At 36.0% G+C, this 15,457-nt stretch carries 11 protein-coding genes and 2 pseudogenes; 6 read left to right on the plus strand and 7 right to left on the minus strand.

Annotated elements, in window-relative coordinates; genetic code table 11:
* The first annotated feature begins 138 nt into the window (after nucleotides 1-138).
* On the plus strand, nucleotides 139-294 hold the full coding sequence (locus tag ACIQZI_RS24285; RefSeq protein WP_483878414.1) for a hypothetical protein: 156 nt from the start codon (nucleotides 139-141) through the stop codon (nucleotides 292-294).
* Between the two features lie 261 nt (nucleotides 295-555).
* Here ACIQZI_RS24285 and ACIQZI_RS08285 read toward each other — a convergent pair whose 3' ends face one another.
* The 4 genes from ACIQZI_RS08285 to ACIQZI_RS08300 form a co-directional block, all read right to left on the minus strand.
* Nucleotides 556-1,365 (minus strand): formate/nitrite transporter family protein, encoded by an 810-nt coding sequence (locus tag ACIQZI_RS08285; RefSeq protein ID WP_403071507.1) that lies wholly within the window; start codon nucleotides 1,363-1,365, stop codon nucleotides 556-558.
* Between the two features lie 75 nt (nucleotides 1,366-1,440).
* Nucleotides 1,441-1,617, minus strand: coding sequence for a hypothetical protein (locus ACIQZI_RS08290; RefSeq protein WP_403071510.1), 177 nt, complete (start codon nucleotides 1,615-1,617; stop codon nucleotides 1,441-1,443).
* A 113-nt stretch (nucleotides 1,618-1,730) separates the two neighbouring features.
* Nucleotides 1,731-4,034: a N,N-dimethylformamidase beta subunit family domain-containing protein gene (locus ACIQZI_RS08295; RefSeq protein ID WP_403071513.1), complete on the minus strand. Its 2,304-nt coding sequence runs from the start codon at nucleotides 4,032-4,034 to the stop codon at nucleotides 1,731-1,733.
* Between the two features lie 24 nt (nucleotides 4,035-4,058).
* Entirely contained in the window at nucleotides 4,059-4,415 is a 357-nt protein-coding gene (locus ACIQZI_RS08300) for a N,N-dimethylformamidase alpha subunit family protein (protein ID WP_403071516.1), read from the minus strand.
* 733 nt (nucleotides 4,416-5,148) lie between these two features.
* Between ACIQZI_RS08300 and ACIQZI_RS08305 the strand changes: the two genes are divergently transcribed.
* Both ACIQZI_RS08305 and ACIQZI_RS08310 read left to right on the plus strand, forming a co-directional pair.
* Nucleotides 5,149-7,617: a transporter substrate-binding protein gene (locus ACIQZI_RS08305; protein ID WP_403071519.1), complete on the plus strand. Its 2,469-nt coding sequence runs from the start codon at nucleotides 5,149-5,151 to the stop codon at nucleotides 7,615-7,617.
* Nucleotides 7,618-7,628: 11 nt separating this feature from the next.
* Nucleotides 7,629-8,054 carry an AAA-type ATPase lid domain-containing protein gene (locus ACIQZI_RS08310; protein ID WP_403071522.1) on the plus strand — a complete coding sequence of 142 codons (426 nt, stop codon included), beginning with the start codon at nucleotides 7,629-7,631 and terminating at the stop codon, nucleotides 8,052-8,054.
* An 848-nt stretch (nucleotides 8,055-8,902) separates the two neighbouring features.
* Here ACIQZI_RS08310 and ACIQZI_RS08315 read toward each other — a convergent pair.
* Nucleotides 8,903-9,559, minus strand: a complete 657-nt coding sequence (locus ACIQZI_RS08315) for a YcnI family copper-binding membrane protein (protein WP_403071525.1) — start codon at nucleotides 9,557-9,559, stop codon at nucleotides 8,903-8,905.
* A gap of 1,031 nt (nucleotides 9,560-10,590) precedes the next feature.
* Between ACIQZI_RS08315 and guaD the strand changes: the two genes are divergently transcribed.
* A complete protein-coding gene (guaD, locus tag ACIQZI_RS08320) occupies nucleotides 10,591-11,958 on the plus strand; it encodes a guanine deaminase (RefSeq protein WP_403071528.1) in 1,368 nt (455 codons plus the stop codon).
* Between the two features lie 287 nt (nucleotides 11,959-12,245).
* Here the strand turns inward: guaD and ACIQZI_RS08325 are convergent.
* Nucleotides 12,246-12,378, minus strand: a pseudogene (locus ACIQZI_RS08325) (spore photoproduct lyase family protein); the annotation flags it as partial.
* A 182-nt stretch (nucleotides 12,379-12,560) separates the two neighbouring features.
* Between ACIQZI_RS08325 and guaC the strand changes: the two are divergent.
* Entirely contained in the window at nucleotides 12,561-13,544 is a 984-nt protein-coding gene (gene guaC, locus ACIQZI_RS08330) for a GMP reductase (RefSeq protein ID WP_403071530.1), read from the plus strand.
* A gap of 330 nt (nucleotides 13,545-13,874) precedes the next feature.
* On the opposite strand, the pseudogene ACIQZI_RS08335 reads toward guaC, so the two are convergent.
* Nucleotides 13,875-14,561 (minus strand): annotated as a pseudogene (locus ACIQZI_RS08335) (alpha/beta hydrolase); the annotation flags it as partial.
* A 148-nt stretch (nucleotides 14,562-14,709) separates the two neighbouring features.
* Here ACIQZI_RS08335 and ACIQZI_RS08340 point away from each other — a divergent pair.
* Nucleotides 14,710-15,198 (plus strand): low molecular weight protein-tyrosine-phosphatase, encoded by a 489-nt coding sequence (locus tag ACIQZI_RS08340; protein ID WP_403071533.1) that lies wholly within the window; start codon nucleotides 14,710-14,712, stop codon nucleotides 15,196-15,198.
* The last annotated feature ends 259 nt before the right edge of the window (nucleotides 15,199-15,457 follow it).

Genomic DNA, 15,457 nt, shown 5'->3' on the forward strand with positions numbered 1-15,457 from the left:
CAAGATGTCCACTGGTATCCTAAACAAAAAGGGAGTACTGAGATTCTATCTTCTCAGTACTCCCAAGTTATATTAATATGAAATCAAGAATCAGAGTATCGCACCTTGAGCTGTTAGTTTTCAGGTCACTCAGGAGCTTTGTGGTCAAGTGTAATTTTCGGTATCATTCAGGTTATCGTAACATCGTGGGGTTTTGATAACTATGGTTGGAATTCATGGGAAAACTGGATTTCAGTAATTACTGGTGTCTGGTTTGTAATTTTCCCTTTTGTTTATTCATTAATAATTGAATGAAATAGTTTGGTCAAGCGTAATTCTCGGCTTAATCACGATTATATTTAGCTTATGGAATTTGGGGAGCAATTCAAATTCGAAAGCTGTAGATTAAAAAACAAAACGATTAGTATCCAATAAACATCACCACTTTAATATCTATTCTATATGCAAAAAAACTACTGTATGCACATCAGTAGTTTTTTTCTGCCTAAAATTATATATCAAATACATCCTTCTGAATGATTCAGCTTCCCGCTATACCACAGTTGTGTAAGATTATCATCTGGATATGGTCTTAGTGCATTTTTTCTCTGCTTTGTTATTTGTCCCCTTTTGAACAGAATTATAAGCTAACCCTATAAAAATGATTCCACCAACAACATTCCCAAGAAATACAGAAATGAAATTCATAAGAAAATCCATCCAAGTTAAATAACCAGCGAAAATTGCAGCCGGAATAATAAACATATTAGCAACAACGTGTTGGAATCCAATGGAAACAAAACTCATAATCGGTAACCATATCCCTAAAACTTTCCCCGAAAAGCTTTTTGCAGAAAAACATAACCAAACTGCTACGCAAACAAAAATATTACAGCCTATGCCGGATATAAAAGCTACCCAAAAAGAATCCCCTACTTTCACTTCAGCTATATGGATGGTCTTTGATAAAAAGGGTTCTGTATCGGTTAACCCGACAACATGTCCAAAGAAATATGCCACAAACAAGGCTCCCGCTAAATTGGAAAGTGTAATACAGAACCAATTGTTCATTAGTTGAAGGAAATTCACCCTCTTCTCAAATAAAGCGACTGGAATAACCAGCATATTGCTAGTGATAAGTTCACCGCCAACTAGTAAAATACATATAAGACCTACCGGAAAGACTGCACCACCAATAAAATTGGAGAAGGTTCCCCATTGATCTGACAAACCAGCAATTACTCGAATATCGAGCAAATATCCTAAAGAAATAAACAATCCTCCCATAAAACCTAAAATCAATTTTTCTGATAGTGTTTTCTTTACCTTTTTATAGCCAGTTTTAACTACCATGCGATATGTTTTTTCTGGAGAGTACATAATCATGAATCCTTCCTATCGACACGCTTAATATAATACAATTATTGTCCTCAGATATTAACTATAATAAAAATATAGACATCACTTATTGGAACCTGGTTTGGAATTAGCTTGAAAAAGGATCGGATCAAACATTTTTATCTCTGCTTTTTGGCTACAAAATTGGCAGGTACCCTTACATTCTTTGTACTTTTCCACATGAGGAGTTTGAAGACGCTTTAGCCCTTCTTTACCATGCTTTTGACAAACTATGACCATATTATACCCTCCCTTTCCATTCTAATTAGGGTGTGAGATGTTAAAAGATGCAAAGAAAAGCAGCCAAAAATTTCTGAATAAAAACTTGGCTGCTTTGATTACGTCTGTACTATTTAATTGTTAATTTTAGTTAGTATTTTTTCTTCTTTACCTACAGGCAATGGTTCCTCTGACAAGAACCGCTTTAATACATTTTCCGTAAGGCGAGATATATTGTTATCGTAATCGTTGTGAGATAAACTACCACAATAAGCAATAGAACCGGTAGAAAATACAGCACCGCCGTTAGGGGTAGGGTAATAAACCATATCCGCTCTCACTTTTGGATTTTCTTCACCGCCCAGACCGGTAATATTAAAGTACAATTCTTCAGCTACTGGCACATAAACATTTGTGTGATTTTCTGATGAAGCAAGAATAACCGCATGTGAAGGAGTACCCAGCTCTTCATCGAAAATATCTAATTCCAATCCAGCGGCTCCTCCGCCCACTAGACCAAAGTCTCCCAGTATTTCATCCTTTTCAATGCCTTCAAAAATCCAATCTAACTTTGAGCTATAGCTGTCTTCTGTGCGGCGGTAGTAAGAGGAAACTTCAAAACCTTCAGCCATATAGCCGACTCCACATATTTTTTGAGGGGCTCTCCCTCTGTGCTTCCAAATACTCCCTTGCTCTCCTGTGATACTTAAATGAATTTCACCAGGTTTTGATTTCCAGCCTTGATTTCCGTAATTTTTTCTGACTTCCATCAGGCTTGGATTTTCGGGATCAAAGGTAACAACCCAGTAAAACCCATTCGAACCCATATACATAAAACGACCGCCGTTACTTTGGAAGTCCTCAACCGCGTCTAACATAGGTCCTGAGAAATATTCTGGATGGGATCCTGTGATAGCCACCGTATAGTGATTTAGAAGCTCGGCTCCTTCAAAATGAAGATCCTGGTCTGTAATCACATCAAAATCAAATCCTTTTTCAGTCAACCAATCAATTAAATGTAGATCCGCATTGAATTGCCATAAGGATGGGGATAAATTATGACGATATTTCGGTCTCATATTTAAAATAGGACGTAAACTCGATGAGAAGCAGACCCCGGTTCCGTCATTGTGATGATCATAGGTCGACAATCCGTATTCAGCGTGTTCACCAAGATACATATCTTCTTGCTGTACGACTGGAGCCCGACCAAACATTAACTGAGCAAGCGGAATGTCTTGAAATCTATTATTTGCATAAGCTAAGTAACTGGCGGTAGGCAAGATAAGAACCGTTTTCGAAGTCGGCTGCCCTTTTTTAGGTCTGACAAAGAAAGTAATGTAATCTTCATCATCTCCGGCATAAACATGAGCCGCGTACACGCCACTTTTCAAATCATCAGGTACTTTCCATTCAAAATCTACCTCCCATTTTGCATCTGTCATATCATCATCATGGAAATGAATGGCTGCATATTGTTCCGGAGCATGAGTGAAATTTTGTTCCTCTGATGTCCAGTTATATCCTGTGACAGCACGTGTGGGATGATTAACTGTTTCACCGTGTAGTTGATTTCGGGACGCATCATAAACTTTTTCCAGTTCCTTAAACCCTTTGCCCGTAATTCCTGCAGCGAAATCCCACGCGGACACTACTTCGTCACCGGTAGGGTTGTCAATCCATGAAGCCATTTCTTCTTTAGTTAATGCCACATTGGCCATACGCGGACGATCAATCTTTCCATTATAACGCCAAATAACTTTGTGCTTCCCGGTTGACTTTTGATCAAAAAGACTGGCGATCAAAAACGGAGCGTCTGTGAACGTATAAGGTTTAATGGCAGTTACTTTTTCATTTCGTGCATTCATGGTATCAACCCCATAAGGAAGTGAAAATCGTCCATTTGTTTTGCTTATATTTGCATCTTGGAAGATGGTCACTCTTCCATTCTCTGCATCAAATGACCCACCTACAAAATACCAACATTGCGAAACTAATGGCTGATTCGTACTTACTTTTTCAACATTTCCCTCTTTGTCTCCTATCCATAATGCTAGACAGCCTTTTTCATCTATAAATAATCCATATCCTGAATTTTGATCAGGAGACCATTTGGTTAGGATTCCCTGTACGCCTAATTCAGGCGTTGTCGGAAAGATCATGGCTTGTAATGAAAAGCTACGAATGTTTTCAAAATGTGATTGGTCTTCGAATTTGATGTAGGAACCCATATAAATGTCTTGTTTTTGACCATCGTACTCTTTATCCACGTTCGCCTTTATTTTATTGATTTTTAAGCCAGGTCCCTCTGGATCTGAATCTCCATGGATAATGTGTACCATATCCATCTTATATTTCGTATGATCACTACTTACCATAAATTTAATTTTTTCGCCAGGTTGAACACTTAATTGATTCGTATAACCGTTAATAGCCATTACATATCACTCCTTAATAGTTGTTTATTTAATTAACACACCATGTTTTTCAAGTCTTTTGAGGAATAATGCATGTTCTGCTTTTTCCCGAGTATCAAAGCACTCATCTGAAAATACGGTATAGGGGACTCCGCGCTTTCCGGGATGTGTTCCTAAACACCAGGTTTTATGGGGCTCTGTACAGACAATTAAGTCCTTTCCTTCGATTTCTTCATGATTTCTTCTGAAATAGTTCATCACCTGGCTCAATGCCCCGCTATGTCTGCCAACTGGATTTTTCCTATGTTCCTCAATTAGCTCCTTCGTAATAAGGGGCTTAATGTTGTTTTCAAGTATATATTTATCTTTTTCTAAATAAACTTTCTTTGCTTGTTCATTCAAAGTAAATCCTCCTTTTTCAAAATGAGATTCACAAAATAAATGAATCCTCCCCCCCTTGTAATTTTTTATTTTCCTGCCATACTTGATATAGGTCGGACTTTTCTGAATAAACAGTCTATTTTGTTTGGATTTTGAACGACTCCTTTTTAAAAATCTAAAAATAAGTCATGTCCTTTATCCATCGCCCTTACTTTCTAATATGCAACAATCGTGCCAAGATGGAAAATAAGTCAAGAAATTTTTATTTTTATTATGAATAACATTACATTCTTATTATGAAAATAACTACTTATCCACTACATATTGATGTTAGAGAGACGTGACTATGCTCATATTGTGTTTTGATGGAATATAAGCCTTTCACAGATTCTGTATGTTCGCCGTAAAGATAGTTTGTGAGCAATATGTAATATCATTTTTAAAAACCCATACTAATAGTTGGAATATGCAGGCTGAGGTCATTACGTTATTTATTGATTTAACCCTGATAAGACAACTTTTCTTACTCTTATTAATAAGAATTACATTTCTTTCATTAGAAATTGTATATAAATAAACATTTATATTTGTTTCATCGCATTATTGTTTAGTAATTGTTAAAGTGTTCAGATTTTGTATTGGACAAGTATTGAACACTTTTTTAATTTGTATTGTAATGGCGAAGTTTTAAAAATCTTGCACTGAACAAAATTTTATACTTTTTTACTGCTGTTTGGAAAGGAGCCGAATGCGAATGATAGAACAGGAACTGAAAGTTGGTATCCTATTTTCATTAACAGGTACTACAAGTGTTACCGAGAGAGGACAGTATCAAGCCAGCTTATTAGCCATTCAGCATATTAACGAGAGCGGCGGAATCAATGGGAAAACACTTGTTCCGATTGCCGAAGATGCTGCTTCGGATCCTGATGTCGCCTATCAGAAAGCAAAAAAACTCATCATTTCTGACAAAGTAACGGCAATTATCGGATGCTACACCGCTGCCTGTAGGAAGAAGCTAATTCCGATTTTGGAAAAGTATAATATTCTTTTATTCTATCCGACTATAAATGAAGGTGGAGAGCAACATCCCAATATCTTTTACTCCAATTCGTCGCCAAACCAACAGTTACGCGATTTTATTCCTTGGCTAATCCAAAATGTTGGGAATTCCTTTTATCTTCTCGGATCCGATTATATTTTTCCTCGGGAGATAAATCGATATATTCGCCTTTTGGTTCAATCCCACGGAGGATCTATATACGGAGAACAATATGCTCCATTAGGGAATCGAATTTTTGATAATCAAATCAGTGAAATTCGTAGAACGAATCCAGATATCATCTTCTCAACATTAGTCGGCGACAGTACTATCAGCTATTATCAGCAACATGAGAAGCAAGGACTGCATCAGGTGATTGCTAGCAACGTTACGGCAGAAACAGAAATTGAAGCTATCCAATCCCATGCGACCGCTGTACATTATTCCTGTTTCTCCTATTTCAGTTCTATCGATAATAAATTTAACAAGAAATTCCTTACAGAATTCCGACGAGTTTATGGTACAGACACAGTCAGTTCAGTAATGGAAAGTTCCTACAATAGTGTCTTCTTACTGGCAGAAGCCTTGAAAAAAATCAATAAAATTTCTACTGATTCCATCCGCAATGCTTTATCTGGACTATCTTTTGAAGCTCCGCAAGGGAAAATCATGGTTGATAGTTTAAATCAGCACTTATGGCTAAATTCACGAATCGGCAGAGTCAATGAATACGGTCGATTCACTATTGTGTGGGAGTCGGAAAATCTGATCGCACCCATTCCTTTTTGGGAACATGCATTATCTGACAAAACGAAGAATTACAGTCATGTCACTGATACTGACCATCGTTTAAAAGTTAATATTAAACAGCATTTCCCCCTTCTTTCTCGACTGAAAATCGCTCTAGCGTGGGTACCTTTCACGATTGCAATATTTGATGAAGACGATGTGCTGCTAGATCTATTTAACCATGACCCCCCTACAATTCCCTCTCCTCATCAAGAATGGGATTCTGGATATAGGAGGAAACCTTTGGATAAGGCTGGAATCGGTCTCAAACTCAAGATGTGTTCAGCTACCTATGAAGTGACTAAAGAAAGAGACAGTAATTTTAATGACCCATATTCCGTCGAGGAATTTCCTATTATTGGGGAAAATAATGGTTATAGGTGCGTTTTAAAAGTGTATATTCCTGATGACGCCCCAGAATCCACTGAACTCATACTCACAAGTATAGGAAGCATCGTCTATCTATGCGCCAATATGGCAGATAGTGAAGAAGAAAAGACTGTAATGCTCAATACTCTTAATGAAATAACTGACCAAATTCCAGAGAGTTTGTTTATCATAAAAGAAGGTAAGATTCGGTTTCAAAACCAAATGGCTATTAAATTATTCGAACGTAAACGTGAGTTAGTCAACTCCGTACTGAAGGAACTTACTTCAGCAAGAGAAGAAAAACCTAAAAACGGTGTTCGTATTTTAAGGCGAGATGATGCCGACGAAAGCTATGAGATTAAAATCAGTTATAAAAATTACATGTACTTCATAAGTTTTAATGCCCGTCCCAATCATATTCGCCATTTTTCTTCGAGAAATAGGGGTAGCTTAACAACTACTGATTTAATCGGCACAAGTGAATCGTTTTTAAAAACGATTGAGCTTGCCCGTTTCGCTTCAAAAATGATGGCCAACGTTCTTCTACTGGGAGAAAGCGGAACAGGGAAAGAGTTATTCGCACGCGCCATTCACAATGAAAGCAAACGGAAGGATAAACCATTTGTAGCATTAAACTGCGCTTCCATTTCCAAGGAGCTGATTAATGCTGAATTGTTCGGGTATGTAGATGGGGCCTTTACAGGAGCCAAAAAAGGAGGGAGCCCGGGGAAATTCGAAATTGCAAACGGAGGTACACTTTTTCTTGATGAAATAGGAGATATGCCCATCGAGCTTCAGACAACATTATTGAGGGTATTACAAGAGAAGGAAGTTGTGCGTATCGGTGGTCATAAGCCTATCCCGGTAGATGTGCGCATTATTGCTGCAACAAACAAAAATCTGTTTCAGGAAATAGCCTATAATGGCTCTTTTAGGAGTGACTTGTACTATCGCTTGAATGTTTTTACTATCGAACTGGTCCCGTCCCGCTTCGCGAAAGAAGCGAAGATGTTCTCGAGTTAAGTAATTATTATTTGACAGAACTTAGTTCTGAAGTGGGTAATACAAGAAAAGAATTATCAGAGGACGCGGCTAACCTATTGAAAAGATGCAACTGGCCCGGAAATATTCGAGAACTAAGAAATGTCATTGAAAGAGCATTTTATTTGGCAGAAAGATCTTCTACCATTATGGCAGATCATCTTCCTCAATCTATTAATTCCTATCCTAATACATTGGGATCAGACGATCAGAGTACAGTCGCTGATTCTCTTAATGCTGTGAGTAGCATTAAGGAGATTAAACATGTGAGCGATGAAAACGAAAGGAAGTTTTACATTCGAATGTTAATGAATCATAAAGGCAATATTTCGAAAACTGCCCAACACCTTGGTATCTCCCGTACTACTTTATACAATAAACTTAAAGAGTACCGCATTCAAATTGGAAAATTCAAATGACTTAATGAAAAAAGATTTTGGGATTATCAACAAAATTTTACGTTTTGTTGATAATCCCATAAACAACAAACGAATATACATTCTAAATCCGAAGACGCAAGCTTTTAGTGAAAATATCCACTTACCTAAAGAAAATGGTGTCAGGCCGTATTCTCAAATTAGATCTTTCCTAGGTTTCCCATTCATATTATAACAGTGCCATCTTTCGCTTAAATTCTTGTAAATGTTCTTCGCTATCTTTTGTTGATCGTAGCCTCTCATCGAATAGATAAAACGTAGTCTACTTTGACGTTAAATTTCTTGTCCAACTAAGTGTAGCATATCCAATCTTATTCCTTATTATTAAGCACTATAATTACTGTTTTTATCTTTAGAATAAACAAACAATTCAAATAAGCTTATCCCTAGAATTATAAGAAACATATAAGTAGAAATAACGTCCCCTTCTAAATTTAATTCCTCAGCTTAAAACCCATGGTAATAAGATTAATTCCTGAAACAATTATCGAGATGATTGAAAAAAAGCTAATTATGAATCCATTAACAATGTTGCTTCGTTTTCTTTGAACCAATAATGTAATGGTAATAACTATTAAACTAAAAATAAAAGTAATAAAAACTAATCTAAAAAAACAGTATATTTCTAACCCTTCCATATTCAGCCCTCGTATTATCAACTCCTATTTTTCACCACAAAAAAAGCATTTCCGTTGTTCAACTAATTTGCCACATTCTTTGAAGAAGAACATTTTATTGTTTAATACATACAGTTGCATGACTTGAAATATTTTTGCACACTAAAAAAGCAAGAGAATCCAGGATCCATTCTCTTGCCTAGAGGGTATTATTTAGTTTCTTTTTTTGAAGGAAATACCCAATGAAAACAACCCTGCAATTAAGGCTGCAATAGATAGGTATAATGGCGCTGTACTCGACCTTGATGTATTTGCTTCTTCACTAACCTCTTCTTCAACTCCAAGGCCGTTGGCAGAAGAGTCCTTTGAAACTTCACCATGTCCATGATGATCGGCAGATCCTTCATCTCGATTTACTACTGTCACAGAGGCAGGCTTTTCAGCATCCGGTGCCCCAACCCATTCTACTACACTTCCGTCTTTATAAGTTTGATATGCTTTCCAAACAATTTCTGTCGCATCATCGGCTACTTTTCCTTGCATGTTAAACTGTCCGAAATCAGTTGGTGATAAGCCTTCTCCTTCCGTTATCCACGTAACACTCGTAATTTTGTCAGCTTCATCTTTTTGAACTTCATAGACCCAGCCTGGTTTTGGCTCGAAACGAGTGATATCTACATCTTCTGGAAATTTAACTTCTATTTTTGTTGTTGGAATCACTTCGTTTTCAGATGGCACTCGGACCGTAAACACCTCATATTTTCCTTGTGAAGTTTCCTTCGGCTGTACAGTAACATGGGCACTGGCCACACCAACAAAAAGAGAGAATGCACCAATTGTCAATACCGTTAATGTTAATAATTTTTTCATTATAGAATCTCCAATCGTTTTTTAATCATTTTAATAATCTATAAAATCCGAATATGACTTTGAATCTCTAATGTTCTCTTTTAATTAAAATGGTAATCACAGACTACCAACATGTATTGAAATTTCTTCGTGCTTGAATCTGAAGAACATCAGAGTTGTCTCTATATTTTAGAATTAGCTCAATCCGTTTATTATTTACTCCCTCTTTCAGAAACAAAAAATTATAATAATACGCAAATCTCTTTTTGGGGTATCTTTCAAATTTTTCATAATCGGTTGATTTGAATCTTTAGTATTTGATGTTTTACCCACCTCCGTTTTTGTACCATGGTAGACACACCTACCTAAGCATGTTAAAATTTGTTATTTTATTGTTCACTTAGTAATTTGGATTCCACTCTTCATTATTAATACAGATTACATTCGAATCCTAAAATCAGCTAATTCACTTCTCTTTGTAATGAAATATCCATTCTTACAGCGTTTTGCAAAGTACGTTTGAATTACATTCATAGTATCTGAATCACCCATTACAGGATTGTAAAAAACGGTACATAATGATAACTTATAACAAAATTCATCACAATAAGTAATTTTAAGTAGCGTTCTCGATAACTACTTATACGACGCCAAAAGTCGTCAGCCTACTATAAAAAAATAGTTGGTTCGTTCGTATGTTGAAACAGAAGACTATGATCCAGGTACGTGGTGTTCTTCACAAAAACTGAACACTTATAAAATAGATGGCTTCTAAAGCGTCGATATTTTCGCTCTTTCGGAACTTCTCTACAGTTTGTATTTCATGTTTTCCTGCTGCTATTCTACTGTTCTCAGCGAAGAATGATTTAAACAATTCAGAGCCGTTGGATATTGCTATTGTGAGGATTTGTTCGGTGTAGGTACCAAATCTTACTATATCCAATAGATACGAACACTACCTTGTCTTTTTGTTTCTTTTTTAATAGACTTCACATTTTAAATGTCCTATAATAGCAATTATGTTTCCAAAATACGAACAATAAGGTGTAAAAATGAAAAAATATACAAAGATTTTCCAAGGGACTGCTTTTTCCAGCAAGTCACCAAAAGAAGTACAAATTTTAAAAGATTATCTCTTTTGTATTAATGATAAAGGAATGATTGAAAAAGTTGTTGCTCCAAAAGATGCCGACTATCAAATCTTATTAGATACTTATCAGGGCGAAGAAAACTTCCATTGTTTAGCAGAAGGCCAGTACTTCTTACCTGGTTTTGTCGATCTGCATGTTCACGCGCCTCAATGGGCCCAAGCAGGAACCGCTTTAGACATTCCACTTTATGATTGGTTAAACACTTATACTTTCCCGCTTGAGTCTAAATTTTCGGATGTAAATTTTGCAAAAGATGTCTACCAAGATGTAGTTCGTACCCTACTAGCAAACGGGACAACTACGGCACTTTATTTTGCAACTGTTCATAAAGAAGCAAGTTTATTACTTGCCGAAATATGCGCTGAAAAAGGACAACGCGGTTTAGTTGGGAAAGTTGTTATGGATAATCCCGAACAAAACCCGGAATATTATCGTGACATTGATACGCAAACGGCATTAGCGGATACAGAGGAATTTATTTTAGCTGTCAAAGAATTAGCGAAATCATCGAAACAAGGTGTTTACCCAGTAGTTACGCCACGCTTTATTCCGAGTTGTACTGACAGTGCGTTAAAAGGTTTAGGGGAATTAGCGGCTAAGTATGACACTTACGTCCAATCGCACTGCAGTGAAAGTGATTGGGAGCATGGTTATGTGCAAGATCGCTTCAATAAGAACGATGCGTTTGCTTTACATGATTTCGGTCTATTACGTAATAAGTCTGTTATGGCGCATTGTAATTTCTTAGATGATGACGATGCAGAATTATTTGTTGAAACAGGTACTGCTGTTTGCCATTGTCCAATCTCAAATGCATACTTTGCTAATAGTGTCATTCCAATCGCTCATTTGCATTCAAAAGGTGTGGAAATTGGTTTAGGATCCGATATTTCTGGAGGTTTTTCACCTAGTCTTTTCGATAATGCTAGACAGGCTGTGATATCATCAAGAATGTTAGAAGATGGTGTTAATACCGTTCTTCCTACCAATGAACGAGGTGTACCAAATTCACGTATCACCATTAATGAAGCGTTTTATTTCGCAACTGCTGGTGGTGGTGAAAGTTTAAGCTTGCCAATCGGTCGCTTAACAGAAAACTATGCTTGGGATGTACAAATCATCGACACTACATTAGATTCTGCAAAACTACCTATTTTTCATGCGAATGAAGATTTACATGATATCTTCCAGAAGATCATGTATCTTGTTCGACCTGAGAACATTCGTGAAGTCTGGGTACAAGGCGAAAAAGTTCATTCACGTGTGTGAGTTAATTCCATTTTATTTGGGACTTTGCCGCAATTTGTAGAAAAATACTTGATATTGTGAGTAAGAAGTAAGACTTACTGCAACAACTCTCTTGTGCTAAATAAATTCCGAGTGAAAATTTTAGCACATTCTCATTTTGATTGATAACAATTATGTAGGTAATTCATCGAAGAGCCGCCAAGACTAGACTGTCTTAGCGGCTCTTTAGCTTTTATAATTTCTTGTCGTATTTCTATTTTCCAGAAAACCTGTACACGGCCCATTTAAGCTACTGGATTTCTTATTAGTTATGTAAAATATTCTAATTTTGCATTTAGAAAGAGTTTCTAAATATACGTGTAGATGATTTTTTATATCCTCTTCTTCCTCTGTTTGATAGATGTATTTTCCGATTCCATAATTCCTCCACTTATACCTTCTCTAAAATTTTTACTCTAGATCTCAAAAAATACTTTTTTCATATAAATTATTACTTTCTGTATGTCATGTACATAATATGGTATAAAACATTTGACATACTGATGAAAATAAGGTAAATTACCATTTGGACGAACAATTTTATTTTATATAAACTTCAATATTCGTATTTAGGGGTGTAAACCATGGAAAATGTGTTTGATTATGAAGATATTCAATTAATTCCTGCGAAATGTATAGTGAATAGCCGATCTGAATGTGATACAACTGTAACATTAGGTGGACATACATTTAAGTTGCCGGTTGTACCTGCAAATATGCAAACTATTATAGATGAAAACATTGCAATTTACTTAGCGGAAAATGGTTACTTCTATGTTATGCATCGTTTTGAACCAGAGAAACGACGCTCTTTTATTAAAGATATGAAATCACGTGGATTATTCGCATCTATAAGTGTTGGTATTAAAGATGAAGAATACGATTTCATCCAACAACTATCCGATGAACAGCTTTCACCGGAATATATTACGATTGATATCGCACATGGCCATTCCAATGCGGTGATTGAGATGATTCAACATATTAAGAAACACTTACCACAAAGTTTTGTTATTGCTGGAAATGTTGGAACTCCAGAAGCAGTAAGAGAATTGGAAAATGCTGGTGCAGATGCGACAAAAGTGGGAATTGGACCTGGTAAAGTATGTATCACTAAAATTAAAACTGGCTTTGGAACTGGTGGCTGGCAATTAGCGGCACTACGTTGGTGTGCAAAGGCAGCAAGCAAGCCGATTATTGCTGACGGAGGAATTCGTACACATGGTGATATTGCTAAATCAATTAGATTTGGTGCATCGATGGTCATGATTGGCTCATTATTTGCTGGACATGAAGAATCACCAGGACAAACAATTGAGAAAAATGGCAAGCTTTATAAAGAATACTTTGGCTCAGCTTCAGAGTTTCAAAAAGGTGAAAAGAAAAATGTAGAAGGCAAAAAAATGTTAATGGAGCATAAAGGTGCTTTAGAAGATACGCTAAATGAAATGGAACAAGATCTTCAATCCTCTATTTCTTATGCTGGTGGAAATAAGTTAGAAGCAATCCGCAATGTCGATTATGTCATAGTTAAGAATTCAATATTTAACGGCGATAAAGTCTATTAATAATTCAAAATCAATTTGAAATTAATTGAATTTAGAATATTCTATTCCACGAATTGGTGAGCAAGTTACTTTGGTACTTGCTCACCTTTTAGTTTAAAAGGGATCCCTTTCAGTACAGCAATTTCATTTATTCCTGCCGTAGAAGAATTGTTTTTAGTTTTAATCCCTCTTCTCCCCTACGCCTACAATTTCTATAAGATCCAACAGGTGTCAATCCCGTAATTTATCCCCTCTCTATCGACGCTAGGATTCTATCTAACTACCAATAATTCAATATAAGCATGATGAACTATAATAGCTTCTTAAACAACTCTTTTTAGATACATATATTTAGTTATTACTCTTCAAGTAATAACTAGCTCGGATAGCTCGACTCATCGTCGTTGGTACTACAGATACATGGTTTGCATCTAATGCTATATATAATTCTGGACATGTATTAATAGCCGTTAATTGTTGTTGTAAATCGTTTGCATCATCCACCATAAATGTTTCTAACTCTCCTACTGCGATAAATAATTTCTCCGCTATATTCATTAAGTTATTTGGAATACCATCCTTCAAATACTGGACTATTTCATAATTATTCCACCAAATAGATGGATTTATCGCGAGAAAGAAACTAAATAAGTTAGGATCTTTAATTAAAGTATATAATGTGAAATACCCAGCTAGTGAATATCCATAGAGGACTTGTTTCTCGCGATTAACTCGATATTTTTCATTAATATATGGAAGTAATTCTACTTTTAAAAAGTTTAAGAAATCATCTCCTCCTCTATGCGAACCCATATCCTTGCCTTGTAGTCGAACCGGATAGTTATATTCGTCAGCAGGTGCAGTAAAATCATAAAAACGCCGTTTTATTGTATACTGTTCTTGATGACCTATGCCTACAATAATGGCTTGAGAAACTTTTGTTTTAAGAGTATTTCTACTTTGTAGTCTGATTACATCTCTCGCGATATAAAAATAATGAGCACCATCAAGGATGTGAAATACAGGAAAACCTTCTGGAGGTGAATACTTTTTTAGTTAGATATCGCTTAATTTCTTATTTTTTCAAATTGTGGTATAATATTGTGAACAAAATAATTATTTAATAAGAGAAATTCTTCTTAAAAACCATCCCCATTTTTACTAAATTAAAAAAGGAGTCATATATATGATTAATGTCTTATTCGTTTGTCTAGGTAACATTTGTCGTTCACCGATGGCTGAAGCATTATTCCGTGATTTACTTGAAAAAGAGAAACTGCTCGAAAAAGTTACTGTGGATTCCGCTGCGACAAGTTCATGGCATATTGGTGCCCCACCGCATAAAGGCACACTTACCATTTTAGAAAAATACAAAATCTCATCAAAAGGTCTTGCAGGACGTCAGTTGATAAAAGAAGACTTTGAGAAGTTTGACTACATTGTAGGCATGGATAATAGCAATATAAAAAACATATATGAAATGACAGGACAACCTAATCATCCGAAGATTATCCGTCTTCTCGACTTAACAAATCATATAATGGATGTCCCAGACCCATATTATACAGGTGACTTTCAGGAAACATATGACCTCATCACGGACGGTTGCAAAGAATTACTTGTGAAAATTAAGAAAGAGAATCAATTTAACAAAATAAGCGACCACCGAGTGTAATGATCGGGTGGTCGCTGTCCTCTTCCCTATTTGTTTATTTCTCTCTAAACATATTAGTAGCCCCTTTACCTCTCCATCGTGCTAAAATTAAATATTCGATTCCATTTTTGTCTTCCATTTCATCTACTCAGATCCTTTTTAGACTCACGATATATTTTGTTTGTTTTTTACTTGGCTTTTAATCGAATATTGTTGGTTATTTTTTTAGTAAATGGTTTTGTCTTAGCTGTTACGCATCACTTCTAAATTCAACTTTACT

The sequence above is a fragment of the Peribacillus sp. NPDC096379 genome (assembly GCF_044762875.1).
Lineage (GTDB): Bacteria > Bacillota > Bacilli > Bacillales > DSM-1321 > Peribacillus.